Source organism: Paraburkholderia sp. GAS448, assembly GCF_050435685.1.
In the GTDB taxonomy this organism is placed as follows: domain Bacteria; phylum Pseudomonadota; class Gammaproteobacteria; order Burkholderiales; family Burkholderiaceae; genus Paraburkholderia.
In genome coordinates, this window is sequence record NZ_JBNDKT010000010.1 from 203,678 (window position 1) to 227,996 (window position 24,319).

Below are 24,319 nucleotides of genomic sequence, written 5' to 3' on the forward strand. Positions count from 1 at the left end.
GCGCCGACGTGGCCCGACTTTTTGCCGGATTTACCGCATGCCCCTGATCGCTCTCAACAAGCCGTTCGGCACAATCTGCCAGTTCTCGCCGCACGAAACGCGCGCCTCGCTGGCCGACTGGGTCAAGACTCCGGGTGTCTATCCGGCGGGACGGCTCGACTCCGATAGTGAAGGCCTGCTGCTCCTGACAGACGACGGCGCGCTGCAGGCGCGCATCGCCGAGCCGCGGCACAAACTCGTCAAACGGTACTGGGCCCAGGTCGAGGGCGCGCCGGCAAACAGCGATCTGAAGACCCTCTCGCGCGGCGTCGATCTTGGTGATTATGTGACGCGCCCGTGTCGCGCGGACTTTGTCGAGCCGCCTGAAACGCTCTGGCCGCGCACCCCTCCCGTCCGCTTTCGCGCGGCCATTCCCACAACCTGGATCGAACTCTCGATCACCGAAGGCAAGAACCGGCAGGTACGGCGCATGACTGCGGCGGTCGGTTTTCCAACGCTGCGTCTCGTGCGCGTCGGAATCGGCGCACTCGATATTTTTGCGCTGGGTCTCTTGCCCGGCGAGCACATCGAATTATCGCCACGGGCGCCATGGGACGGCACGGCGTGATCCCCACTAAATCGGCATCGATTACCTAAGCCGTTGTACCTGCAAGTATTTTTTCCGCATGAGGGACTCGCGCAAGCCCGCGGTTCTGCTTCTCACGTCAGCGAATAAAGATTCCAGAAAATTTTCGTCAACCGTGTAGCAAGCTCACGCGTTATTCGACGCAGATGCCGACCGAAGCTATCCGGCATTCAGGCTTAAGGGCCTTTGTGCAAGCCGTTTTAGCGGCCCGCATGAACGGTCCGGACGCTGGCAGACACGTCGAAAAATTTGTTCGATGCGCCTGTCAACCGAAAGGTGGATGGCACGTTTACCGATCTGACTCAAGAACCGGGTCATTGGTTAATTAACCGCAACTCATGCTGAGGATTTACAAAATGAACAAACTGATCGCCGCTCTGGTCGCTGGCCTCTTCGCAACGGCAGCATTCGCACAAGCTTCGGCACCGGCAGCAGCTTCGGCAGCTCCGATGGCAGCTGCTTCGTCGGCAAAGAAGACCACGAAGCACGCACACAAGAAGTCGCACAAGAAGGCAGCAGCAGCGGCTGCAGCTTCGGGCGCTTCGGAATAAGTTTTTTGTAAAAACGCAGTCAAGAACTAGCAGCACTTGCCGTTCTTACGGCGTTGAAAGGCAGATGGCCGCAAGGCGATCTGCCTTTTTGTTTTTGTCGTGCTCGCGTAACATGCGCGGGTTATTTTCAAGCAAGGAGTCACGTCGTGCGAATCCCCCTGCGCTCAATGATCGCGCGCTTCGCGTTCGCGGTTGCATTGCCCATCGCTGCCCTGTCGTTCGCGGCCACTGGATCGAATGACGCGCACGCGCAGCAGATGCCGCCAGGTGCCAAACAGCCCGGTGACTTCCCACGCGTCAAGCTCACGGCAGGCATGTTCGTGATCGACGCCGCCGTCGCCGCCAATGATGCGGACCGCGAACAGGGCCTCATGTATCGCACGAAGCTCGCGCCGAACGAAGGCATGCTGTTCGTCTTCAACGAAAACGCCGTGCACTGCTTCTGGATGAAGAACACCTTGATCCCGCTCTCGGTTGCGTTCATGCGTGCCGACGGCACGATCACCGACATCGACGAGATGCAGGCCGAGACCACCAACAATCATTGCCCGACGCACAACGGCGTCTATGTACTCGAGATGAGCAAGGGCTGGTTTGCGTCAAAGGGCATCAAGCCGGGAATGCAGATCCAGGGTCTGCCTGCGCCGCAATAACAGCGAGTCGCATAGCCAGCGACGCGACGCAGCGCGGCCGCCTTTGCGCCGCGGCCAGCCTGCCGGATACGAAAAGCCGGTGAACGCCCGAGACGGAGTTCACCGGCTTTTTTGCGGCGCGTCCCAAGGTTGCCGGCAGGTTGCCAGCCGCCGCCGCGATGGCGCCGGCCGAGCTCGCCGCGCCTGCCCGACGGCGCTGCGCGAGCCCCGGGCGGGCGCCGGCGACGCCCGCCCCCCGCCTGACAAGATTCCTGCAAAAGGCCGACGGTAGCGCTATGCTAGTAGTCTTATCACCGTAGCACCGCGATCGTCCGGGAATCCAGCAGATCGACGCAGCAAGGTCGATGCCGCGATTACCCGGCTCCTTCCACCGGCGCGCATTTCCAAGGAGATTCACGTGCCCCGAAAGACTCCCATCGAACGCTACCGGAACATTGGTATCAGCGCTCACATCGATGCCGGCAAAACCACCACGACCGAACGCATCCTCTTCTACACCGGCGTGAATCACAAGCTGGGCGAGGTTCACGACGGCGCGGCGACCATGGACTGGATGGAGCAGGAACAGGAACGCGGCATCACAATCACGTCGGCTGCCACGACAGCTTTCTGGAAAGGCATGGCCGGCAACTATCCGGAACACCGGATCAACATCATCGATACCCCGGGCCACGTCGACTTCACCATCGAAGTCGAACGCTCGATGCGCGTGCTCGATGGCGCGTGCATGGTGTACGACTCGGTCGGCGGCGTGCAGCCGCAGTCCGAAACCGTATGGCGCCAGGCGAACAAGTACAAGGTGCCGCGCATTGCGTTCGTCAACAAGATGGACCGCGTCGGCGCCGACTTTTTCCGCGTGCAGCGTCAGATCGCCGATCGCCTGAAGGGCGTCGCGGTGCCGATCCAGATTCCGATCGGTGCGGAAGATCACTTCCAGGGCGTGGTCGACCTCGTCAAGATGAAGGCGATTCTCTGGGATGACGAAAGCCAGGGCGTCAAGTTCACCTATGCAGACGTTCCCGCCGAACTCGAGGCGACCGCCCACGAGTGGCGCGAAAAGATGGTCGAAGCCGCGGCGGAAGCCAATGAGGAACTGCTCGACAAGTACCTGCACGGCGGCGTGCTGACCGAAGACGAAATCAAGGGCGCCCTGCGTGCACGCACGATCAGGAACGAGATCGTGCCGATGCTGTGCGGCAGCGCGTTCAAGAACAAGGGCGTGCAGGCGATGCTCGATGCTGTGATCGACTATCTGCCGTCGCCGGTCGACGTGCCCGCCATCATGGGTCACGACGAGTACGACCACGAAGCGGAACGTCATCCGAAGGATGAAGATCCGTTCTCCGCACTCGCGTTCAAGATCATGACCGACCCGTTCGTCGGCCAGCTGATCTTTTTCCGCGTGTACTCGGGCGTCGTGAATTCGGGCGATACGGTCTACAACCCGGTCAAGGAAAAGAAGGAACGTCTCGGCCGGATCCTGCAGATGCACGCGAACGAGCGCAAGGAAATCAAGGAGGTCTACGCCGGCGACATCGCGGCGGCGGTCGGCCTGAAGGAAGCGACGACGGGCGACACGCTGTGCGATCCGAATCACGTGATCATCCTTGAAAAGATGATCTTCCCTGAACCGGTGATCTCGCAGGCCGTCGAGCCGAAGACGAAAGCCGACCAGGAGAAGATGGGCATCGCGCTCAACCGTCTCGCGCAGGAAGACCCATCGTTCCGCGTGCAGACCGACGAAGAATCCGGGCAGACGATCATCTCCGGCATGGGCGAGCTGCACCTGGAAATTCTGGTCGACCGGATGAAGCGCGAGTTCGGCGTCGAAGCCACTGTCGGCAAGCCGCAGGTCGCGTATCGGGAAACGATCCGCACCACGGCTGAGGATGTCGAAGGCAAGTTCGTCAAACAGTCGGGCGGCCGTGGCCAGTACGGTCACGTCGTGCTGAAGCTCGAGCCGCAAAAGCCGGGCGGCGGCTACGAGTTCGTCGATGCGATCAAGGGCGGCGTCGTGCCGCGCGAATTCATTCCGGCGGTCGACAAGGGCATTCAGGAAACGCTCAAGGCCGGTGTGCTGGCGGGCTACCCGGTGGTCGACGTGAAGGCGACGCTGACCTTCGGTTCGTACCACGACGTCGATTCGAATGAAAACGCGTTCCGCATGGCCGGCTCGATGGCGTTCAAGGAAGGCATGCGCCGCGCGAAGCCGGTGCTGCTCGAACCGATGATGGCGGTCGAAGTCGAGACCCCGGAGGACTTCATGGGCAACGTGATGGGCGACCTCTCCGGCCGGCGCGGCATCGTGCAGGGGATGGAAGACATCGCCGGCGGCGGCGGCAAGCTCGTGCGCGCCGAAGTGCCGCTCGCAGAGATGTTCGGCTATTCGACATCGCTGCGCTCGCTCACGCAGGGTCGCGCCACGTACACGATGGAGTTCAAGCACTACGCCGAAACGCCGTCGAACGTGTCGGAGGGCATCATCAACTCGAAGCACAAATAGTGTTTCGCAGCACCGTGATGTAACGCAAAGCCCGTTCCTTGTGGACGGGCTTTTTTCTGTCTGGTTGGCCCAACGCGGTCAGCAGGCAAGGCGGCGGTGTCCCGCTGCGGCACGGCCGATTTTTGAACGTGCCAGAATAAGCCGATGTGGGCCGATGCCTGAAGCGAGGAGACAATCATGAGCCACGATCATGCCCATGAGGGCGCGCATGACCGCGAGGGTGAACACCCGGACTGGCGCGAACACGGTGTGAAGGTCATCCGCGGCGACCAGCTCGATACGAATACTGCGCAAACGCCGGGTATGAACCGCGCGGCGGCCATCAATGCGGCCCGCGTCGGTGCGCAGAAGATCTGGGCGGGCACAGTGACGATCCATCCGAACGCGAAGACCGGCGCGCATCACCACGGCGCACTCGAAAGCGTGATCTATGTCGTGCGGGGACACGCGCGCATGCGCTGGGGCGAGCACCTCGAATTCACGGCGGAAGCCGGTCCTGGAGACTTCATCTTCGTGCCGCCCTACGTCCCGCATCAGGAAATCAACGCGAGCACCGACGATCCGCTCGAATGCGTGCTCGTGCGCAGCGACAACGAAGCCGTGGTCGTGAACCTGAATATCGATGCAGTCGAAGCCCCCGAAACAGTCTATTGGGTTGATCCGATCCACAAGCATCCGCACGATCACTAACGCTCATCGCGCTTCATGACGCCGCCCTCAGCCCTGCGCCCTCGCCTCGTCTCGCTCTACATCGTGCTCGTCGCCGCCAATCTGGCCGCGTGGGCATGGGCGCTGATCGCGTTTCGCCACTATCCGCTGCTGCTCGGCACGGCGTTGCTGGCGTATGGCTTCGGTTTGCGTCATGCGGTGGATGCGGACCACATCGCGGCAATCGACACGGTCACGCGCAAGCTGATGCAGGAAGGCAAACGTCCTCTGACGGTGGGCCTTTCGTTTTCGCTAGGACACTCGACCATCGTCGTCGCCGCGACCATCGGCATTGCGTTGACGGCGCTCACGCTGCACGGCCGCTTCGAAAGCTTCGCGGCGGTGGGCGGCACGATCGGCACGGTGGTGTCGGCGGTATTTCTGCTCGTGCTCGCCGGTATCAACCTCGTGATCCTGCGTGATCTCTGGCGTCGCCACCGGCATGTGCAGCGCGGCGGTACGCTGCCGGACGAAACGTCCGCGCCGGTGCCCGCAGGGCTCCTCTCTCGCGCACTGCGGCCGCTGTTCCGGCTCGTGACGAAGAGCTGGCATATGTATCCGGTCGGCGTGCTGTTCGGGCTCGGCTTCGACACCGCGACTGAAATCGGCCTCCTCGCCATCGCCGCCGGCGAAGCCGGCAAAGGCCTGCCGCTGTACTCGATCCTTGTGTTTCCCGCGCTGTTTACGGCGGGCATGACGCTCGTCGACTCCACCGACAACGTGCTGATGGTCCACGCATACGGCTGGGCGATGGACGACCCACGCCGCAAGCTCTACTACAACGCGAGCATCACGTTCGTATCGGCGGTGGTGGCGATTGTGATCGGTGGCGTCGAGGCGCTTGGACTGCTGTCGGACCGATTCGGCCTGACGGGTGGCCTGTGGGACGCCGCAGCCGCCATCAACGAGCGTTTCGGACCGCTGGGCTACGGAATCGTCGCGCTCTTCATGGCATGCTGGATCGGCTCGGTGCTGTTTCATCGCTGGCGCCGGCCGGCCGCGTCAGCGCGCTGAGCCGTGCCGCAGCCAGCAATCGTTGTCCGTACCGCCCACATGAAGGGCCGGCAGACGCTGCCCGTGCAGCGCTTGCGACGCTGATGCGTCACCCCTGGCGGCCGCGCAAACAGCGCTTGCGGCGCCACGGCGCAGCGGGCGTTGTCGTCGCGACACACCTTGCCCATTTTCCCTGCCCGGAACGCACTTGCGGCTGGCGCAGCGTTCCGAATCCCGAAGCAATCGCTTACACTGAAACCGCATTCGTCGTCGCAATACCGCTCGCCCTGCCGCGCCCCTCGCGCGGCACCCATTAGAACGAAACGGAACGCCACTCGATGAAGAATCCCGCGGATCGCCAACCGGCCCTTCTCGCCCTCGAAACTGCACGCCGTAGCGCTGACAGCCTTGGCAATCACGCCATCGACGAATTCCTTGCCGGCCGCCTGTCGCGCCGCGAGCTGCTGCGCTACGCGAGCGTGATTGGCCTGGCGCTCGCGGGCGGCGGCATCCTGAATGCGCCGCGCGCGCAGGCGCAAGGCGCGACCAAGGGTGCCAACGCAACCATCCGTGTAGCCCATCTGACACCGGGCGGCGCCGTCGACCCGCTCACCGTCACCGATGCGGCTGGGCTTGCCCTGCTCAACCAGACCGGCGAATTCCTCGTCAACGACGATGCGCATTCGCAGCTGCAACCCGCTCTCGCGCTGTCCTGGCAACCCAACCCGACGGGCGACGTGTGGACCTTCAAGCTGCGCCAGAACGTGAAATTCAGCGACGGCCAGCCGTTCACCGCGAAAGACGTCGCCGCCACCTTCGACCGCCTCGCCGATCCGGCAAGCGGCTCGGCTGCGCTCTCCGTGCTGAAGGGCGTGCTGTCGAAGGGCGGCACGAAAGTCGTCGACGATTACACGGTGGCGTTTCATCTCGACGCACCGAACGGCAACTTCCCGTACTACGTTTCCTCGGACAATTACAACGCGGTGATCCTGCCTGCGAACTATGCAGGCAACTACGAGAAAACCTTCATCGGCACGGGTCCGTTCAAGCTCGAGCAGTTCCAGCCGAAGGTCGGCGTCTCGTTCGTGCGCAATCCGGATTACTGGGGCGAAAAGGCGCTGCCGCAACGCGTGCAGTTCTCGTTTTATGCCGACGAACAGGCGCAGATCCTCGCGCTCCAGGGACATCAGGCCGACGTGATGGGCACGTTCACCGTGCAGGGAGGCTCCGGCATCCTGAACAATCCCGAATTCAAGGTAATCGGCGTGAAGTCGAGCGCGCATCGGCAGATCCACATGCGCAACGACAATCCGCTTTTCAGGGACAAGCGCGTGCGCCAGGCGCTCGCGCTGTCGCTCGATCGCGATGTGATGGTGCGTGGCCTCTTCAAGGGCCGGGCCGTGCTGGGCAACGACAGTCCGTTCGCGCCGGTTTTTCCGTCGTCGGACATGAGCGTGCCGCAGCGCAGGATCGACGTCGCGAAAGCGAAGCAACTGCTCGCGCAGGCGGGCGTCGCCAACGGCTTCGACGTCACGCTGACCACCGAAAAGTACATGGAGATTTCCGATCTCGCCGTTGTCGTGCAAAACGCGGCGAAGGCGATCGGTGTGCGGATCAACCTGAAGGTCGAAAGCCAGTCGCTCTACTACGGCGCGGGCACGCCCGGGAAATCCGACTGGCTCGACTCGCCGCTCGGCATCACCGACTACGGCCATCGCGGCGTGCCGAACGTGTTCCTCAATGCCCCGCTCACGAGCAGCGGCACCTGGAACGCCGCGCACTTCAAGAATCCGCAGTACGACAAGCTCGTCGCGGATTTTGTCGCGGCCGTCGACATCGCGTCGCAGAAAAAGATCTCCGGACAGATCCAGACGCTGCTGCTCGACGAGACACCGTTGATCATCCCGTACTTCTACGACCAGCTGATCGCCACGCGCAGTGTGCTGAGCGGCGTCCGTTTCACCGCGATCGCGCAGCTGTATTTCGATCGCGCGGTGCTGACGGGTTGAACGGCTAACGCCCTGGCCGGCTGAACCATGATCGCATCCGGCGCCAGGACCTTACGCGAGCATTCGATGTCGACGATGGTTTCTCCTTCCGCCCCTCGCGCGCCGCGTGCCCCCCGCGCCGCCAGCGGCAACGCAGGCCGGGTCACGCGCTTTCTTGCGACGCGCGTGATGCTTTCGCTGGTCACGCTGTGGCTGCTGTCGGTGATCGTGTTCGCGGGCGGCCAGCTGTTGCCGGGCGACATCGGCCGCGCCGTGCTCGGGCCGCTGGCCGATGCGCGCGCAGTCGCCGCGCTCAACCATCAGCTCGGCGCGGACCGGCCCCTGCTTACGCAATACATCGGGTGGATCACGCATTTCATGCGCGGCGACATGGGCATGTCCTACGCGTTTCGCACGCCCGTCGCTCCATTCATCGTCGAGGCGCTCGGCCATTCCGCGAAACTCGGCTTCCTTGCGTTCATCGTCGTCGTACCGCTGGGTATCGCGGGCGGCGTGTGGGCCGCGATGCATGCCGGGCGCTGGCTCGACCGGACCATCAGCATCACGGGCCTGTCGGCGACAGTGGTCCCGGAATTCGTGTCGTCGATCGTGCTGATCCTGATCTTCGGCATCTGGCTGCGCTGGCTGCCGATCGAAGCCTCGTATCCCCCTGATGCCGGTGTGCTGGAACAACTGAAGCATCTGATCCTGCCGGTGCTGCCACTCGTGCTGGTGTTCTTCGGCTACATCGCACGGATGGCGCGTGCGGGCACCGTCGAGGCGCTCGATGCCGACTACACGCGCACGGCGATCCTCAAGGGCCTGCCGCCACACATCGTGATCTGGCGGCACGTACTGCGCAACGCGCTGCTGCCGACGATCACCGTGGCCGCCACGCAACTCGGCTACATGATCGGCGGTCTCGTGGTCGTCGAGACGCTGTTCCACTATCAGGGCATCGGTTCGCTGATCTATAACGCCGCGAAGGCCAAGGATTTTCCGATGCTCGAAGCGGGCGTGTTGACGGTCGGCGTCGTGTACACGGTTGCAAATCTCGTCGCCGACGCCCTGCATGTGCTGCTGAACCCGCGCCTGCGCGTGAAGGGGGCTGAATGAGCAGCGTTGCGCCGGATACGCCGATCCCCCCGGTTCCGCCTGTGGCACCTGTTCCACCGCGCAGCCAGGAGCCGCGCTTCGATCAGCTGCGCCTGCTGCTGCGTTCGCCGACGTTCATCGTCGGCGTGTTGATCCTGCTGGGCTGGGCCGTGTGCGCCATCGCCGGGCCGTGGATCGCGCCGCACGACCCCTATGCGTCCGACCCGCTCAACTCCTTGACGCCGCCCGATCACGTGCACTGGTTCGGCACGGATCAGCTTGGCCGCGACGTGTTCTCGCGCATGATCGTCGGCGCGCGCGACATTCTCACCATCGCGCCGCTCGCGACCCTGCTCGGCACGTTCGCGGGCACAGTGCTCGGTCTTCTCGTCGGCTACTTCGAAGGCTGGGTCGACAACATCGTCGGCCGTGCCATCGATGCCGTGCTCGCGCTGCCGCTCGTGATCGTCGCGCTGCTGGCGCTCGCGGCCGTCGGCACGTCGAATTTCACGGTGATTCTTGTGATCGGCATCACCTTCACGCCGATCACCGCGCGCACCGTGCGCGCCGCCGTGCTGGCCGAACGCCATCTCGACTATGTGGCCGCCGCGCAGCTGCGCGGCGAACGCGCGCCGTACATCATGTTTGCGGAAATCCTGCCAAACGTGCTGCCGCCGATCATCGTCGAAGCGAACGTGCGGCTCGGCTACGCGATCTTCGCGGTGGCGACGCTGTCGTTTCTCGGCTTCGGTATCCAGCCGCCATCGGCCGACTGGGGTCTCGCCCTGTCGGAGTCGTACACGCTGATGGCGGGTGGAGCGTGGTGGACGGTCGTCTTCGATGCGGCGGCGATCGCCTCGCTCGTCGTCGGCGTGAACCTGATTGCGGACAGCGTGCAAGGAGTACTCGACCGATGAACGGCCCGCCGCCCGCCTCGTTCCCCGCATTCGACGTGTCGAAGAGCGAGCGCACCGATGCGCTGACGGTCGTCGGCCTCACGGTGACGTATCGCATCCGCGGACGCGACCGCGAAGTGCTGCAGGATGTGTCATTTCGCGTGCGGCGCGGCGAGGCGTACGGCCTCGTCGGCGAATCGGGCTGCGGCAAGTCGACGGTCGCGATGGCCGCGCTGCGCTATCTGCCGCGCAACGGCAAGGTGAAGGCCGGGCGCATCACGATTGCGGGGCAGGACGTGCACGCGCTCGATGCCGAAGCGCTGCGCATGATGCGCGCGAAGTCGATCTCGATGGTCTACCAGGACCCTTCACGCGCGCTCAATCCTTCGATGACGATCGCGCGCCAGGTCGCCGAAGCCTTCGAGGCCGCGGGCGCAACGCGCGTGGACGCGCTGCAGCGCACGTTGGAGATGCTGCGCCGCGTGCGCATCGCGTCGCCCGAGCGGGTGATGGACAGCTATCCGCATCAGCTGTCGGGCGGCATGCAGCAACGCGTGGTGATCGCGATGGCGCTCGCGTCGAATCCCGCGCTGTTGATCCTCGACGAACCGACGACCGGGCTCGATGCGACCGTCGAAGCGGACGTGCTCGACCTCGTCTCGCAACTGCGTGCGGAGCTCGGCACCTCCGTGCTGTTCATCAGCCACAACCTCGCGGTGATCGGCCGGATGTGCGAGCGGGTTGGCGTGCTCTATGCGGGCAAACTGGTTGAAGAAGGCACCACGCGCGATGTCTTTTCGCAGCCGCGTCATCCGTATACGGTGGGCCTGCTGCGTTGCCTGCCGACCACCGGACGCAGCAAGGACACTGACCGGCTCGATACGATCGCGGGGCATCTGCCGCTGCCGGGCTCGGTGACGCAGGGCTGCATCTACGCCGATCGCTGCCGTCTCGCCGACGATCGCTGCCGACGCGACGCGCCGCCGCCGTTTCGCCTGAGTGGGGCAACCGGCGAGCACATGTCGCGTTGTCACTATCACGAGCGAGCCGCCACGTTGCCGCGCCTCGCGGATGATGCAGCGCCGTCCTCCATGCGCGATACCGATGAAGACCGTGCGCACAACGCCGGGCGCAATATCCAGGTGCTGCGGGCGGAAAACGTGTCGAAGACGTTTCATGTCGCCGGCACCGCGTTGCGCGCCGTCGACGACGTCTCGCTAGAACTTGCGAAGGGCGAGACGCTTGGCCTCGTAGGTGAATCGGGCAGCGGCAAGACAACGCTCGCGCGACTCCTGCTCGGCCTCACTACGCCGGACGAAGGCAGCGTCATCGAACTCGACGGCACACCGCTGCCGGCACGCGTCACGCGACGCAACGACGAGCAGGTGAAGTCGCTGCAGATCGTGTTCCAGAATCCGGACTCGGCGCTCAATCGCGCGCATTCGGTGAAGCATCTGATCGGCCGCGCGCTGTCGAGGCTCGGTGCGCTGCGCGGTCAGGCTCACGATGCGCGACTGAGCGCGCTGACGGCAGCAGTACGCCTGCCCGACCGCTATCTCGGCGTACGCACGCGGCAACTGTCGGGCGGCCTCAAGCAGCGCGTCGCAATTGCCCGCGCGTTTGCGGGCGACCCGCGCGTCGTCGTCTGCGATGAGCCGACGTCGGCGCTCGACGTCTCGGTGCAGGCCGCGATCCTGAACCTGCTCGCCGACCTGCAACGCGAACACGGCGTGAGCTATGTGTTCATCTCGCATGACCTGCACGTCGTGCGCTACCTGTCAGATCGCATCGCCGTGCTCTACCTCGGGCGCCTGATGGAAATTGGGCCCGCCGCGGCCGTCTTCGGCGGGCCGCATCATCCCTACACTGAAGCGCTGCTCTCCTCTGTGCCGACGCTCGATTCGAAGACCCGCGGCGCGCAACGCATACGCCTTGAGGGCGAGATGCCATCCGCCGCCGCGCCACCATCGGGATGTGTGTTTCATACGCGCTGTCCGCGCAGGATCGGCGCGATCTGCGTGCAGCAGGACCCGCCGATGCAGGATGCGGGTGACGGCCATCGGATCCGCTGCCACATCCCTCTCGAAGAACTTCGCGCGTTGCAAGCCCCTCGCCGCGACGCTTGAGCTGCTATCTTCGCCTGCGGATCCGTTACAGGCGAACCCTCCTCGAGCGCGGATGCCCGCCGTGCCGTCTGCACCTCGATACGTCGCGATACATCGATGACACGTTGCGCGACGGCCCGCATCGCATGCGTTTCAGCTCAGAAACGTTTTTGCCCAATTCTGCCAGGCCTGCGTCAGACACGCGAGCCACATCCTGCGTTGGACATGGGTTTGCGGGCAATGGCATGGATATCGCTAAGAATCATGCGGGCATCGGCCAGCGATGATCGACAGGGCGACTTTGAGGCTCAGTCGACACGTTCTGGTAACCGGGCGCGACCTTCACGGTCGCATGCGGCAGACAGCGCAGGCGGCGGACGGGGAGGTCCGCTGCATGGACTGGATGCAGTCGGCGTTATCCACGGTCATTCGATGGACGACGGCCTAACGGTAAAGAGAACGCTCTACGCATATCGCGGCAGCGAGGCGAGATATGCGGCGTGCAGACCGACCCCGGGGAGCGACGAGGCTCGCCCAATGACGGGCCCGTCGCATGCGAGGTGACCAGAAGAAATGACGGCAAACGAGGAGCCGCCATTTCGTCGGGAGACAAGCAATGAACAATACTAAATTCAATAAGTACTACGATGTGTTGTTGCGGGGTGCGGCAGCGTGTGTTGCTGGCGCGGGGGCTTTACTGGCGGTGCCTGCGCACGGCGCGGCGACGACCGACGTGATTCCGAAGTGGATCATCGCGGCCGATGCGCCGCTACCGGCGAGCAGCGGGCAGGCGACAACTTCACCGGCAACAGGCGGGACGGCCAGCAGCACGGCCAGCGCCCGGCAACCGGTGAATAGCGCAACAGCCAGCGCTTCCCTTTCGGGAAGCAGCGTGAAAGCGGATGCGCCGCTGCCTGCAAGCGGCGGCGCAACTGCCACGGTGCTCGCGCAGAGCGAATCGCCTGCGATGGGGTCATCGTCAGGCATGGCAACAACAGCGGCTGACGACGCAGCGGCCGTTTTTCAGATCAGGGAATGTCGCGGCGATTCGGTCGGCGAATGCGACTCGAAGCTGGCTAACGGCGGACGCGGCGGGAGCAGCGCGAGCAGCGGCGCGGCGTCGAGTGGTGGCAGCGGCAGCAATAGCGCGAGCGGAAATAGCGCAGGCGGTGGCGGCGCTTCGGCGGCCAACTCGAGCAGTGGCGCTGCAAATGGCCCGGGCGGTGGTTCTTCGGGTGGTGGTGGTAACAGCGGTGGCAAGGGTGGTGGTGGTGGCAGCGGTGGCGGTGGCGGTGGCAGCGGCAGCAACGGTGGTAGCGGCAGCAGCGGCAGTGGTGGCAGCGGTGGTGGTACTAGCGGTTGCGGCTGCGGCAGCGGCGGCCCGAGCGGTGGCGCAGGCAAGGGCGGTGGTTTCGGCGGCGGCTTCGGTGGGGGCTTCGGCGGTGGTTTCGGGAACGGTGGCGGTTTTGGCGGAGGCTTCGGCGGCGGCTCCGGCAGCGGTGGTCACGGCGGTGGCAGCGGACATTAGAGCCGCAGGCAGGGAACGGCGCCCCCGCACCGTTCCCTGCTCCGAAACGATCCAGCAGCCTTTATCGGTCCGAGCCTGAGTGGGCGGTGACGATCAGATCCCCGGTCTGGGCGTCACCGCCGGGCCCGGATCATCCACACTTATCTCTTCCTTCAGCATCGCCATGGTCGACGGCGCGCCGCGTGCGGGCCGGAACCCAACGGCGTCGATCAATTCCTCAGCGATGCCAGTCAGGTCAGCGAAGATGCGCTCAGGCGCACGCCTGCGGAAGTCGCCGTGCTCGGCTCCGTTCATTCGCATCACGCCTGCAGCTGATACACATCGCACGTGTCAACGCGCGCCGCTCACAGCATCTCGAGCGGCCGCCTGCTGCGTGGCGGCCTGAAGTGCGCGTCGATGGCGGCATATTCATCGGCGGTGAGTTGCAGATCGAGTGCGCGACGGTTGTCACGCACATGCTCGATGCGCCCTGACTTCGGAATCGCGAACACGTCTGGCCGCCGCAGCACCCAGGCAAGCGCCACCTGAAACACGGAGACACCCCGCGCGCCGGCGATATCGTCAAGCGGCGAGCGCTTCGGCAAGCGCGCGTGATCGACGGGACTATAGGCCATCGCAGGCAGGTTGCGAGCGGCCAACCACGGCAGCAGGTCGAACTCCGCTCCGCGCCGCGCGACGTTGTACAGGATCTGGTTCGTGGCGCATGCGTCGCCCCCCGGCACCGAGAAGAGTTCTTCCATATCGTCGGTGTCGAAGTTGCTGACGCCCCAGTGACGGATCTTGCCCGCACGACGAAGCGCCTCGAACCCCTCGACGGTCTCGGCGAGCGGCACCGAGCCGCGCCAGTGCAGCAGATACAGATCGAGCCGGTCGGTCTTCAGGCGCTTCAGGCTCTGCTCGCACGCGGCCTGCACGCCGCGTCGGCTCGCATTGTGCGGATAGACCTTGCTGACGAGAAACACATCGTCACGCATGCCTTGCAACGCTTCGCCCAGAAGCGTCTCCGTGGCGCCGTCGCCGTACATCTCCGCGGTATCGATCAGCGTCATGCCGAGTTCGATGCCTTCGCGCAGCGCGGCGATCTCGGCGGTGCGCCGGGACGGCTGCTCGCCCATCTCCCATGTGCCCTGCCCCAGTTTCGGAATGCGCTCGCCGTCAGGCAGGCTCACGCTGGCGGTATCGGTCGTCATGAAGACTCCTTCTGCTTGGGTTTCGAAGCGCGTATCGGGTGGATGAGATGCGTTCCCGGGCAGGTATGTGCATGGCTACGAATGCCCGCCAACCGGTGCGGGCGCTCCGCCCCGCACATACCGCCAGTCCGCGCGATGGACGATCGAGTTTATCCGCTCGCGTACGCTTCGACCCACTGCCAGGCAAAAGCCCGCTATAACGCAACGCGCCAATGACATAGAATTGCCGCTTGCCCTTCTTGCGTCCGTCACATGAACTCTGCCTCGGAAGACCGCTGGCGCGACCTGCGCCCGGACCCGGAAAACGACACGCCGCTCTACCTGCAACTTGCCCGCAAACTCGGTCACGCCATCCACGAAAACCGCTGGAACGCGGGCGAAGCCCTGCCGTCCGAGCGTGTCCTGTCAGAGGCGCTTGGCGTCTCGCGGATCACCGCGCGCAAAGCCATCGCGCTGCTCGTCGAGCAGGGACTGATCCGGCGCACGCAAGGCGCGGGCAGTTTTATCACGCCGCGTTATGAAGATCCCCTGTCGAGACTGTCGAGCTTCAGCGAAATGCTGAGGCGGCGCGGCTTCACGCCGAGTTCGAAGTGGCTGTCGCGCGAAATCCAGCCGGCCAATCGCGATGAGGTGATCCAGCTGGGATTGTCGCCGGCCGCGGCGGTGACACGTCTGCGGCGGCTGCGGCTCGCGGACGGTATCGTGATGGCCGTCGAGAACTCGACATTTCCGTCCTCGGTGATTCCCGATCCGCAGGCGATCGGTGATTCGCTGTACAGCTATCTCGACCAGCGCGGACTGTCGATCGTGCGAGCGCTGCAGCATTTCCGCGCAGTCAACGCGAGCGAAGAAATCGCCCAGCAGATGAGCATCGCGCCGAACGAGGCGCTGCTGCTGATCACGCGCGTCGGTTATACCTCCGACCAGCGTGCGATCGAACTCACTGATACCTATTGCCGCAACGACTACTACGACTTCGTGGCGGAGCTTCGCAAGTAGGCAGCGCGGCGCGTCACGGTTCCCAATGCGCCTCATCGGTGCCGATCGGCACCGGCGGCCGCGCGTAAAACGGCTGCGTCTCCGACATCCGTTCTGCGGGTGCCGCTGCGCTAATCCGGCCGAATGGCGACTCGACGGTTTCCAGACAGTCCTGCACCTCATCGAAGGTGACGTCGGGCGTGCGCCACCCGTCGTCGATCTGTCCGAACGACTGCAACCAGCGGCCGGTCTGCGCTAACGACACCCTCACATGCCAGCTCCCGCCCTCGGTCGCACGGCGCGCGAGGGCCGCCATCGCACCGAACGCGGCCAGGAAGCCGGTGGCGTGATCGAGCGCCTGACAGGGCAGGTGCTTTGGCCTGTCGCTCTGCCCTCCTGCGGCCGATCTATCATCCGCAGCAGCCGCCCGGCTTTCCGTCCACGCAATCCCGCTCGCCGACTGCACGAGGCTGTCGAAGCCGCGCCGCATGGCCCACGGCCCCGTGTGTCCGTACGCCGAAATCGACACGCACACGATGCCGGGTCGCAACCGCGCCAGCTGTTCCGGCGCAAAGCCGCGCGCCGCGAGCGAACCTGGGCGATAGGCCTGCAGAAACACGTCCGCATCGTTCGACACCAGTGCGCGTAGTTGCTCGCGCGCGGCCTCGTCGCGCAGATCGAGCGTCGCGGAGCGTTTGCCGCGCCCGTTATCGATGACGAGCGGCGCGATGTTCGGCAGATGCGGACCATTCACAAGCAGTACCTGCGCACCATGCTGCGCGAGTGCGCGCCCCGCCACCGGTCCCGCGATGATCCGCGACAGGTCGAGCACCCGTGTACCGGCAAGCGGCCGCGCGGCGTCGCCCCGTCCCGGGGATTCGGGCGGTGCGTCGCCGATCCGTTCGATCTCGAAGAGCGGCAACGCTGCGACAGCCTTCGCCTGATCCAGCGCAGCCCACTCGTGCGGCGCACGGATCAGCGCGGCACACAGGCCCGCGTCGGCGAGGGTTTGATCGAGCGTCGCGCCAATCCAGCCGCGAATCGCTTCGGCGACGGCTGCGGGATCGTTCGCGCAGCCGAGCACCTTCAGCACACCATCGAGATGATGCTGAAAGTTCGTATGCAGCTGTATCCAGCGACCGTCGCGGGTCGCATAGAAGCCCGTGACGGGACTGCGCAATTCAGGCGCAGGACCATCGTTCACACGCAGATAGCGCTCGCTGCGAAACGCCACGAGCGCTCGCCGCACGTCGACATCGATGCGTTGCCGACGACCTGTGCGCAGACGAAAACATTCGGCAGCGGCGAGCGCCGTCGCTGCGATGGTTGAGGACGCGAGCGTGCCGACGCGATAGACCGACGGGAGCGCGGGATCCGATCCTTCGATCGACACGGCGTCGAGCGCCGCGAGATCGCATCCCGCGACCGACCAGATATGCCTGAGTGCAAGTTGAGGTGTCATGAACCTGGCAGGCGCCCGCGATGGACGCCATGGCGAGTCTGTGTATCCTGATTCGACCACAGAACGATCGACGTGTGCCCGGCAATCGTTCGATTCTCACCCAGCATGCCGCGCACGATGGCACGCTAAACGCATGCCCCGGCGCAATCAGGCTGCCGTCAGCCAGCGCGGCAGCCAGTCGCGCCAGAAGAGCCGCGAAGCCGACGTAGCCATCGTCCGCACCTGCTGCCTGCAGCCGGCGAAGGCCAGCGCGAGCCGTGCCGCGCCCTGCCCTGCGCTGACCCACGCGCGGGCGCCGCGCGCCAATTCGAAGGTATCGCCCGCAGCGAGCCAGTAGTCTTCGGGGTCGCCATCGAGCGTGAGCCAGATCTCGCCGGCAATCACTTTCAGGACGAGCGGTTGGGCGACGCGCCACGCGGCCGCCGGCTCGCCATGTTCCAGTTCGAAAGTACGGATTTCGCGCATCGCAGTGCTCCTTGAAACGGCTTGATGGTTGAGTCATTATTGCGGCGCGGGGACCGAAACCCCATGCACAGTTCTGTACAGTTTCATCGAAACTGTACAGTCGAAAAACCAGACAGTGACCGGCACGCCGAACACGGAGGCCGTATGAAACTCGAACTGAACCGCGACAACGGTGTCCCCCTCACCGAGCAGATCGTCACCGGCGTGCAGACGTGGATCCGTTCCCGGGCGGCCCATCCGGGCGCAAAACTGCCGTCGATCCGTCAGTTCGCCGCCGACTACGCGATCAGCCGTTTTCCGGTGATCGAGGCGTACGATCGCCTCGTGTCGCTCGGCTATATCGATTCGCGCCACGGTTCGGGCTTCTACGTGGCCGAACGTCCGCGTGGGGCGCTCGCCGGCGAGGGCACTTCGGACCCGCGGCGGGCCGACGAAGAATCGGTCCACATCCTTCAGCAGTTCAATCATCCGGGCGAGGCGCTCAAGCTCGGCAGCGGCTTCATCCCCGAAGCGTGGCGCGACATGGACAGCATCGGCCAGGCGATCCGTCATGTATCGCGAGTCGACAGTTCGAGCCTGATCGATTACGCGACGCCGCTCGGCAACGCGACCTTGCGCGACCATCTGCAAAGCCGCGTCGCGCAGCTCGGCATCGAGGCCGACGCGTCGCAGATCCTGATCACGAACGGCGCAAGCCAGGCGCTCGACCTGCTGATGCGCTACATGCTCAAGGCCGGCGACACAGTGTTCGTTGAAGATCCGGGTTACTACAACCTGAACGGTCTGCTGAAACTGCATGGCGTGCGTCTCGTCGGCATTCCAAGGACGCGCAACGGCCCCGACCTCGACGCCATGCAGGCGCAGCTGAAGGAGCACCGGCCACGGCTCTTTTTCATCAACACGGTCTTCCACAATCCGACCGGCACGACGATTGCGCCGCCGGTCGCATTCCGGCTCCTGCAGCTCGCCCGCGAACACCAGTTCACGATCATCGAAGACGATATCTACGCCGACTTCCAGGCCGAGCCCACCGACCGCCTCGCGACACTCGACCAGCTCGAACACGTGGTGTACGTGGGCGGCCTGTCGAAGACGCTATCGTCGTCGCTGCGGATCGGCTATCTCATCGCGAGTCCGGCCATCGTCAAGGACCTTGCCGACGTGAAGATGCTGACGAGCATCGGCGGCTCGCGGTTTGCGGAAGCGGTCGCGGTTGCGCTGCTCGAGCGCGGCATGTACAGGAAGTATCTCGAACGGCTGCGCCGCCGCATGCGCGACGCGCTCGGCCTGACCGTCCAGACCCTCGAAGACAGCGGCTGGGAAGTGTTCGAAAAGCCACTGGGCGGCAAGTTCGTCTGGGCGCGTGTGCCGCACGTCGAAGACGCGGCGCGGCTCGTCGAATGCGGAGCGCCGCTCGGCGTGACCGTCGCGCCGGGCAGCTATTTCCGGCCCAACGCGGAAATGAGCCCGTGGATCCGCGTCAACGCGGCTTTCACCAACGACCCGCGCGCGCGGGCGTTCTTCGACGCCGCAGCGCACCTTCCCGCTTGAAGAGACCGGCTGGCTGGACGCCGTCCGGCCGCCGGCATCGGCTGAAGGATCTGCATGGACGGCCCGCTTCCCCTAAAATGGCGGCTGCCCGGACCGCCCAACTGCGCACCGCCCGCGCCGCCCCCGCTCTCCATGTCCACTGCCCAGATCGCGAACACCCCCTCCCAGAAGTCCCTGACCGTGATGCTGTGGCTCGTCGCCACCGGCTTCTTCATGCAGACGCTCGATTCGACCATCGTCAACACCGCGCTGCCGGCGATGGCGAGAAGTCTCGGCGAACTGCCGCTGCGGATGCAATCCGTCGTGATCGCGTACTCGCTGACGATGGCCGTGATGATTCCGGTGTCAGGCTGGCTCGCGGACAAGCTCGGTACGCGGCGCGTGTTCTTCAGCGCGATCCTGGTGTTCGCCGTCGGTTCGCTGCTCTGTGCGAACGCGCATTCGCTGAACCAGCTGGTCGTGTGGCGCATCGTGCAGGGCGTCGGCGGCGCAATGTTGCTGCCGGTCGGGCGCCTCGCCGTGCTGCGCACCTTTCCGGCCGAACGGTATCTGCCGGCGCTGTCGTTCGTGGCGATCCCTGGACTCATCGGGCCGCTCATCGGCCCGACGCTTGGCGGCTGGCTCGTCAAGATCGCGTCGTGGCACTGGATCTTCCTGATCAACGTGCCGGTCGGCCTCGTCGGCTGCATCGCGACGTTCATCTTCATGCCGGACAGCCGCAATCCCGATACCGCGAAATTCGACCTGAAGGGCTATCTGCTGCTGGTCGTCGGCATGGTCGCCATTTCGTTCGCGCTCGACGGCCGCACCGAATTCGGCATCGGGCACGCCACCGTTCTGGTGTCGCTGATCCTGAGCCTCGCCGCCTTCGTCGCCTATGGACTGCACGCAGTGCGCGCGCCGCAACCGATCTTTTCACTTGATCTCTTCAAGATCCACACCTTCAGCGTCGGCCTGCTCGGCAACCTGTTTGCGCGGATCGGCAGCGGCGCGATGCCCTATCTGATTCCGCTCCTGCTGCAGGTGAGCCTCGGCTATACCGCGTTCGAAGCCGGCCTGATGATGCTGCCGGTGGCCGCGGCGGGCATGTCGTCGAAGCGCCTCGTGACGAAGCTGATCATGAAGTACGGCTATCGCCCCGTGCTGGTGACGAATACGGTACTGGTCGGCCTTGCGATGGCGAGCTTCTCGCTGACAAGCGCAGGCCAGCCGCTCTGGCTTCGTGTCGTGCAACTCGCGTTCTTCGGCGGTGTGAACTCGATGCAGTTCACCGCGATGAATACGCTCACGCTCAAGGATCTCGGCACCGGCGGCGCGAGCAGTGGCAACAGCCTCTTTTCGCTCGTGCAGATGCTGTCGATGAGTCTCGGGGTGACCGTCGCCGGTGCGCTGCTCGCAACGTTCACCGGTCTGCTTCCGCGTGTCGCCGAGGTCAACTCGCTGCCCGCTTTCCACGCAACGTTCCTGTGTGTCGGCATCATCACGGCCGGGTCGTCGTGGATCTTCGCGCAGCTTTCGGCGGACATCCGCCGCCCCGCCAAAAAGACCGATCCTTCCGAGCGGACCTGAGCGCCCCGTTCCCGCCGGCGCGCGCGGCGGCACGATTCGCTGCCCGCGACTGGGCGCGCGACGCACCATTGATGTGCGCCGCGCCGTCGCAAAGCGTGAATCGACGCCCGTTTTGTCAGAAGTTGGGGAGCGCGAGCGCACTTTCGCGCGCATGTTTCTTGCTCCTCAATCCTGTAAACTTGAACTTTCGGCGTGCTGCGCGCAGCGTGCTGACCATCACACGACTGACATGATGAGCATGCTCGAACTCGATCCTCCCGGTTTCCAGCCGCCGCGCCCCATGGCGGGCGACGAAGGCGCCCGGCGCACCGTCCTGTACGGCGGCTACACCGTCTTCAGCGTGTTTCAGCCTGTGTTCTCGGTGTCGCACCGGCGCGCCATCGGCTATCACGCATCGCTGCGCGCGCGCGACGAACATGGCCGCCAGGTGCCGTCGCATGAGGTTTTCACGCAGGCGGCGCGGCGCGGGGATCTGCTCGAACTCGGCCGGCTCGCCGAATCGCTGCACCTCGGCAACTTCAATGCATTCGACAGCCACGACGAATGGCTCTTCCTGAGCCTGCACCCGGCTGCCCTGATGGATACGGTTTACGGCGATGCGCTGCTTGCCGGCCTGAAAGCGTTGGGGCTTCCCCCGCAGCGCGTGGTGCTGGAAGTCTCGGAGCAGGCGGGCGGCGAGACCACGCGTTTTGCCGAGATCATCGACACGCTGCGTAAAGCCGGCTTCCTGATCGCGCTCGACGGTTTCGGCGCGAAGCATTCGAATATCGACCGGGTGTGGCAACTGCGTCCCGACATCGTCACGCTCGATCGATGCATCCTCGCGCAGGCGAGCGAACACTCGCATATCGAACGCGTATTGCCTGGCCTCGTGTCGCTGCTGCATGAATCCGGGCAACTGGTTCTGATGGGCGGCCTGTCGACCGAACGCGACGCACTGATCGCGCTCGAATGCAACGTCGATTTCGTGCAGGGCGCCTACTTCGCAGGGCCGAGCGTCGAACCGGTGAAGCCGCAGGTGGCTGCCGGGCTGATGGATGCGTTGTCGGCCGCGTTGCGCGAACGGGTGGCCGCCCGCGAGCGGGCCCAGGTGCGGCGTCTCGCACCGTACGTCGCGGCACTTGAGCAGGCAAGCGCCGAACTCGTCTCCGGACAGATGGTGGCACACGCCACCGCGCCGCTCCTCGCGCTCGGCGAGACCGCGCGCTGCTTCCTGCTGGACGGCTCGGGCCGTCAGATCGGCGACAACGTGCTGCCGCCGGGCCGCGCTTCACAACGCGCGAAGCGTTTCCGTCCGCTGCTGCATTCTGAAGGGGCGAGCTGGGAGCGCCGGCCCTATTTCATCGGGGCCATGCGCGCGCCCGGCCGGGTACATCTGACGCCGCCGTATCTGTCGATCAACGAGGCGCACCTTTGCGTGACGGCGTCCATTGCGGCGGAAACGGCACGCGGGCTGCAGGTGCTGTGCGTGGACATCAACTGGGAAGTCGCCGCGCACCGGAACTGACCGCGGGCACGATGCGCAACGCGCTCAGCACAGAGTGATAGGCTGCGTACTCCGCATGGCAGGCATGCGGCTGTGGCTGCACATCTGTTTCAGCAGACGAACCACCGCTCGCGCACCGAAGTCGCGATTCGCCGCATAAAGATTCGCCGCGGACGACACGATGCACAGTCGCACGATACGTCCGTCTTCGATCGTCACATCCAGCAGTTCGGTAATCTCGCCATCGTGCAGCAGCGCAATGCCGGTCGCGCCATTGATCGATACCACTTCGGCCGCAAGCGGCGGCGCGGCGCGCGATACGACCTGATCCACCCAGCGCGCGGACGCGATGGCGGCTCCAGTATCGGCAACCTCCGCGTCGGTGAGCACCACCGGCTCGACGCTGAAAAGACGCATCAACTGCGCGCGATCCTGCGCCTCGATCGCCGCGCGCAGCCGTTCGACCACCTGGGCATGCGCTGCCGGATCGACCGCCGGCCTCGGCTCATCGCCCGCACGACGCAGGCGCGCTTTCGCCCGATGCACGATCTGCCGGCAGTTGGCCACGGACTTGTCGATGATCTGCGCGATCTCCGCATAGTCGCAGTCGAACGCCTCGTGCAGCACGAACGCCGCGCGCTCGTCCGGCGTCAGCCGTTCAAGCAGCAGCAACAGACCGTACGACATATCCACCGACCGCAACGCCACCTCTTCCGCCGACGGCGCGACATCGTCCAGCCACGGCTCAGGCAGCCAGCCGCCCGCGCGCGAGGCGCGCTCCATCTGCAGATGCCGGAGCCGGTCGATGGCGAGGCGGGTCGTAATCGTGGTGAGCCATCCAGCGGGGGCGCGCACATCGCTCGCTTCCGCGAGATGCCATTTCAGCCAGGCATCCTGCACGACGTCCTCGGCCTCCGCGCGGCTGCCGAGCATCCGGTACGCCAGCGACAGGAGCTTCGCCCGCGACGCCGCGAATGCCGCTGACTTGTCGATTTCATCCTCTGTCATTCGTGAAGCTCCCAAGTCGTGGAGAGTGGGCTGAACGCGGCGGCTTCGCAACACGTCGCCGGAACGCCGGCCTTTCCGGGGAGACGTATCAGCCCGCGCACGTGTGACACGCCAACGCAAAAATAATCTCCGTCACGCGACACGACGTTCCTGCGTCTTGCTGACAGACACCCGCGCGATGCCGCACACCGCGGGCTTCTTTCACGATCGAACGAGGAACGCATGTCTTCACTTTATCCGCCCCCATCGATTTCGGGTCTCGGCCTCGTGCCGACCGTCATCGAACAGTCCGGTCGCGGCGAACGCGCCTACGACATCTATTCACGCCTGCTGCGCGAGCGCATCGTGTTTCTGGTCGGCCCGGTCAATGAGCAGTCGGCGAGCCTGATCGTCGCGCAGTTGCTCTTTCTCGAATCGGAGAATCCCGACAAGGATATTTCTTTTTACATCAACTCGCCGGGCGGCTCGGTCTATGACGGCCTCGCGATCATCGACACGATGCAGTTCATCAAGCCCGAAATCTCGACGCTATGCATCGGCTTCGCGGCGAGCATGGGCACCTTTCTGCTCGCGGCCGGCCAGCGCGGCAAACGCTACGCGCTGCCGAATGCGCGGATCATGATCCACCAGCCGTCAGGCGGCGGACAGGGCACGGCCGCCGACATCGAGATCCAGGCGCGCGAAGTGCTTTATCTGCGGCAACGGTTGAATGCGGCGCTCGCCGAACGCACCGGACAAACGGTCGAACAGATCGAGAAGGATACGGACCGCGACAACTTCATGTCGGCGGAAGCGGCGAAAGCCTACGGCCTGATCGATGACGTGCTCACGACGCGCAACGCTCTCACGAACAGCGACGCGAAACACCACGCCATGTGAGCTTGAGCCACCGATCATGCGCGGCCTGGGACGCACTCCTGGCCGAGCCGCGCGAGCAAGGTGCGGTCAGAGCGTTTATATTTGTT

At 64.8% G+C, this 24,319-nt stretch carries 21 protein-coding genes; 16 read left to right on the top strand and 5 right to left on the bottom strand.

From position 1 onward, the window contains the following. Positions 1-37 precede the first annotated feature (37 nt). The 11 genes from P3T23_RS20250 (at position 38) to P3T23_RS20300 (ending at position 13,645) form a co-directional block, all read left to right on the top strand. On the top strand, positions 38-607 hold the full coding sequence (locus P3T23_RS20250; protein ID WP_429317909.1) for a pseudouridine synthase: 570 nt from the start codon (positions 38-40) through the stop codon (positions 605-607). Positions 608-981: 374 nt separating this feature from the next. Next, positions 982-1,176 (top strand): hypothetical protein, encoded by a 195-nt coding sequence (locus P3T23_RS20255; protein WP_041758551.1) that lies wholly within the window; start codon positions 982-984, stop codon positions 1,174-1,176. 146 nt (positions 1,177-1,322) lie between these two features. After that, complete coding sequence (locus P3T23_RS20260) at positions 1,323-1,829, top strand: DUF192 domain-containing protein (protein WP_429317910.1); 507 nt, start codon at positions 1,323-1,325, stop codon at positions 1,827-1,829. A gap of 397 nt (positions 1,830-2,226) precedes the next feature. After that, a complete protein-coding gene (gene fusA, locus P3T23_RS20265; protein WP_429317911.1) occupies positions 2,227-4,332 on the top strand; it encodes an elongation factor G in 2,106 nt (701 codons plus the stop codon). A 177-nt stretch (positions 4,333-4,509) separates the two neighbouring features. Further along, positions 4,510-5,022 (top strand): cupin domain-containing protein, encoded by a 513-nt coding sequence (locus P3T23_RS20270; protein WP_429317912.1) that lies wholly within the window; start codon positions 4,510-4,512, stop codon positions 5,020-5,022. 15 nt (positions 5,023-5,037) lie between these two features. Beyond that, positions 5,038-6,054 (top strand): HoxN/HupN/NixA family nickel/cobalt transporter, encoded by a 1,017-nt coding sequence (locus P3T23_RS20275; protein WP_429317913.1) that lies wholly within the window; start codon positions 5,038-5,040, stop codon positions 6,052-6,054. A 317-nt stretch (positions 6,055-6,371) separates the two neighbouring features. After that, complete coding sequence (locus P3T23_RS20280) at positions 6,372-8,042, top strand: ABC transporter substrate-binding protein (protein WP_429317914.1); 1,671 nt, start codon at positions 6,372-6,374, stop codon at positions 8,040-8,042. Positions 8,043-8,108: 66 nt separating this feature from the next. Next, a complete protein-coding gene (locus P3T23_RS20285; RefSeq protein WP_429317915.1) occupies positions 8,109-9,137 on the top strand; it encodes an ABC transporter permease in 1,029 nt (342 codons plus the stop codon). Then, positions 9,134-10,033 carry an ABC transporter permease gene (locus P3T23_RS20290; RefSeq protein WP_429317916.1) on the top strand — a complete coding sequence of 300 codons (900 nt, stop codon included), beginning with the start codon at positions 9,134-9,136 and terminating at the stop codon, positions 10,031-10,033. Before P3T23_RS20285 ends, P3T23_RS20290 begins: the two co-directional genes overlap by 4 nt. Further along, complete coding sequence (locus P3T23_RS20295) at positions 10,030-12,138, top strand: ABC transporter ATP-binding protein (RefSeq protein WP_429317917.1); 2,109 nt, start codon at positions 10,030-10,032, stop codon at positions 12,136-12,138. The genes P3T23_RS20290 and P3T23_RS20295 overlap by 4 nt, the downstream gene beginning before the upstream one ends. A gap of 595 nt (positions 12,139-12,733) precedes the next feature. Then, positions 12,734-13,645, top strand: a complete 912-nt coding sequence (locus P3T23_RS20300) for a hypothetical protein (RefSeq protein WP_429317918.1) — start codon at positions 12,734-12,736, stop codon at positions 13,643-13,645. 93 nt (positions 13,646-13,738) lie between these two features. Here P3T23_RS20300 and P3T23_RS20305 read toward each other — a convergent pair whose 3' ends face one another. Together P3T23_RS20305 and P3T23_RS20310 are read right to left on the bottom strand one after the other, a co-directional pair. Further along, complete coding sequence (locus tag P3T23_RS20305) at positions 13,739-13,939, bottom strand: hypothetical protein (RefSeq protein ID WP_429317919.1); 201 nt, start codon at positions 13,937-13,939, stop codon at positions 13,739-13,741. A 50-nt stretch (positions 13,940-13,989) separates the two neighbouring features. Continuing rightward, positions 13,990-14,835 (bottom strand): aldo/keto reductase, encoded by an 846-nt coding sequence (locus tag P3T23_RS20310; RefSeq protein WP_429317920.1) that lies wholly within the window; start codon positions 14,833-14,835, stop codon positions 13,990-13,992. A 252-nt stretch (positions 14,836-15,087) separates the two neighbouring features. Here P3T23_RS20310 and P3T23_RS20315 point away from each other — a divergent pair, with 252 nt between their 5' ends. Then, positions 15,088-15,834 carry a GntR family transcriptional regulator gene (locus tag P3T23_RS20315; RefSeq protein ID WP_429317921.1) on the top strand — a complete coding sequence of 249 codons (747 nt, stop codon included), beginning with the start codon at positions 15,088-15,090 and terminating at the stop codon, positions 15,832-15,834. A gap of 13 nt (positions 15,835-15,847) precedes the next feature. On the opposite strand, the gene P3T23_RS20320 is transcribed toward P3T23_RS20315, so the two are convergent. Both P3T23_RS20320 and P3T23_RS20325 read right to left on the bottom strand, forming a co-directional pair. After that, positions 15,848-17,275 (bottom strand): CoA transferase, encoded by a 1,428-nt coding sequence (locus P3T23_RS20320; protein WP_429317922.1) that lies wholly within the window; start codon positions 17,273-17,275, stop codon positions 15,848-15,850. 147 nt (positions 17,276-17,422) lie between these two features. After that, positions 17,423-17,740, bottom strand: coding sequence for a DUF2917 domain-containing protein (locus P3T23_RS20325; protein ID WP_429317923.1), 318 nt, complete (start codon positions 17,738-17,740; stop codon positions 17,423-17,425). 144 nt (positions 17,741-17,884) lie between these two features. On the opposite strand from P3T23_RS20325, the gene P3T23_RS20330 reads away from it, so the two are divergent. The 3 genes from P3T23_RS20330 to P3T23_RS20340 all read left to right on the top strand — a co-directional run bounded on the left by P3T23_RS20330 (position 17,885) and on the right by P3T23_RS20340 (position 22,367). After that, a complete protein-coding gene (locus P3T23_RS20330) occupies positions 17,885-19,291 on the top strand; it encodes a PLP-dependent aminotransferase family protein (RefSeq protein ID WP_429317924.1) in 1,407 nt (468 codons plus the stop codon). Between the two features lie 132 nt (positions 19,292-19,423). Further along, the gene (gene mdtD / locus P3T23_RS20335) at positions 19,424-20,860 is read left to right on the top strand and encodes a multidrug transporter subunit MdtD (protein ID WP_429317925.1); all 1,437 of its coding nucleotides are present in this window, start codon (positions 19,424-19,426) and stop codon (positions 20,858-20,860) included. 232 nt (positions 20,861-21,092) lie between these two features. After that, positions 21,093-22,367, top strand: a complete 1,275-nt coding sequence (locus P3T23_RS20340) for an EAL domain-containing protein (RefSeq protein ID WP_429317926.1) — start codon at positions 21,093-21,095, stop codon at positions 22,365-22,367. A 24-nt stretch (positions 22,368-22,391) separates the two neighbouring features. Here P3T23_RS20340 and P3T23_RS20345 read toward each other — a convergent pair whose 3' ends face one another. Continuing rightward, positions 22,392-23,354 carry a sigma-70 family RNA polymerase sigma factor gene (locus tag P3T23_RS20345; protein WP_429317927.1) on the bottom strand — a complete coding sequence of 321 codons (963 nt, stop codon included), beginning with the start codon at positions 23,352-23,354 and terminating at the stop codon, positions 22,392-22,394. A gap of 222 nt (positions 23,355-23,576) precedes the next feature. Between P3T23_RS20345 and clpP the strand changes: the two genes are divergently transcribed. Continuing rightward, positions 23,577-24,233, top strand: coding sequence for an ATP-dependent Clp endopeptidase proteolytic subunit ClpP (gene clpP / locus P3T23_RS20350; RefSeq protein WP_429317928.1), 657 nt, complete (start codon positions 23,577-23,579; stop codon positions 24,231-24,233). Positions 24,234-24,319 lie beyond the last annotated feature (86 nt).

Excerpts from the sequence above, each read along its gene's own strand:
- P3T23_RS20250 (WP_429317909.1), top strand. The coding sequence starts at position 38 with ATGCCCCTGATCGCTCTCAACAAGCCGTTCGGCACAATCTGCCAGTTC.
- P3T23_RS20255 (WP_041758551.1), top strand. The coding sequence starts at position 982 with ATGAACAAACTGATCGCCGCTCTGGTCGCTGGCCTCTTCGCAACGGCA.
- P3T23_RS20270 (WP_429317912.1), top strand. The coding sequence starts at position 4,510 with ATGAGCCACGATCATGCCCATGAGGGCGCGCATGACCGCGAGGGTGAA.
- P3T23_RS20275 (WP_429317913.1), top strand. The coding sequence starts at position 5,038 with ATGACGCCGCCCTCAGCCCTGCGCCCTCGCCTCGTCTCGCTCTACATC.
- P3T23_RS20280 (WP_429317914.1), top strand. The coding sequence starts at position 6,372 with ATGAAGAATCCCGCGGATCGCCAACCGGCCCTTCTCGCCCTCGAAACT.
- P3T23_RS20285 (WP_429317915.1), top strand. The coding sequence starts at position 8,109 with ATGTCGACGATGGTTTCTCCTTCCGCCCCTCGCGCGCCGCGTGCCCCC.
- P3T23_RS20290 (WP_429317916.1), top strand. The coding sequence starts at position 9,134 with ATGAGCAGCGTTGCGCCGGATACGCCGATCCCCCCGGTTCCGCCTGTG.
- P3T23_RS20295 (WP_429317917.1), top strand. The coding sequence starts at position 10,030 with ATGAACGGCCCGCCGCCCGCCTCGTTCCCCGCATTCGACGTGTCGAAG.
- P3T23_RS20300 (WP_429317918.1), top strand. The coding sequence starts at position 12,734 with ATGAACAATACTAAATTCAATAAGTACTACGATGTGTTGTTGCGGGGT.
- P3T23_RS20305 (WP_429317919.1), bottom strand. The coding sequence starts at position 13,939 with ATGAACGGAGCCGAGCACGGCGACTTCCGCAGGCGTGCGCCTGAGCGC.
- P3T23_RS20310 (WP_429317920.1), bottom strand. The coding sequence starts at position 14,835 with ATGACGACCGATACCGCCAGCGTGAGCCTGCCTGACGGCGAGCGCATT.
- P3T23_RS20315 (WP_429317921.1), top strand. The coding sequence starts at position 15,088 with ATGAACTCTGCCTCGGAAGACCGCTGGCGCGACCTGCGCCCGGACCCG.
- P3T23_RS20320 (WP_429317922.1), bottom strand. The coding sequence starts at position 17,275 with ATGACACCTCAACTTGCACTCAGGCATATCTGGTCGGTCGCGGGATGC.
- P3T23_RS20325 (WP_429317923.1), bottom strand. The coding sequence starts at position 17,740 with ATGCGCGAAATCCGTACTTTCGAACTGGAACATGGCGAGCCGGCGGCC.
- P3T23_RS20330 (WP_429317924.1), top strand. The coding sequence starts at position 17,885 with ATGAAACTCGAACTGAACCGCGACAACGGTGTCCCCCTCACCGAGCAG.
- mdtD (WP_429317925.1), top strand. The coding sequence starts at position 19,424 with ATGTCCACTGCCCAGATCGCGAACACCCCCTCCCAGAAGTCCCTGACC.
- P3T23_RS20340 (WP_429317926.1), top strand. The coding sequence starts at position 21,093 with ATGAGCATGCTCGAACTCGATCCTCCCGGTTTCCAGCCGCCGCGCCCC.
- P3T23_RS20345 (WP_429317927.1), bottom strand. The coding sequence starts at position 23,354 with ATGACAGAGGATGAAATCGACAAGTCAGCGGCATTCGCGGCGTCGCGG.
- clpP (WP_429317928.1), top strand. The coding sequence starts at position 23,577 with ATGTCTTCACTTTATCCGCCCCCATCGATTTCGGGTCTCGGCCTCGTG.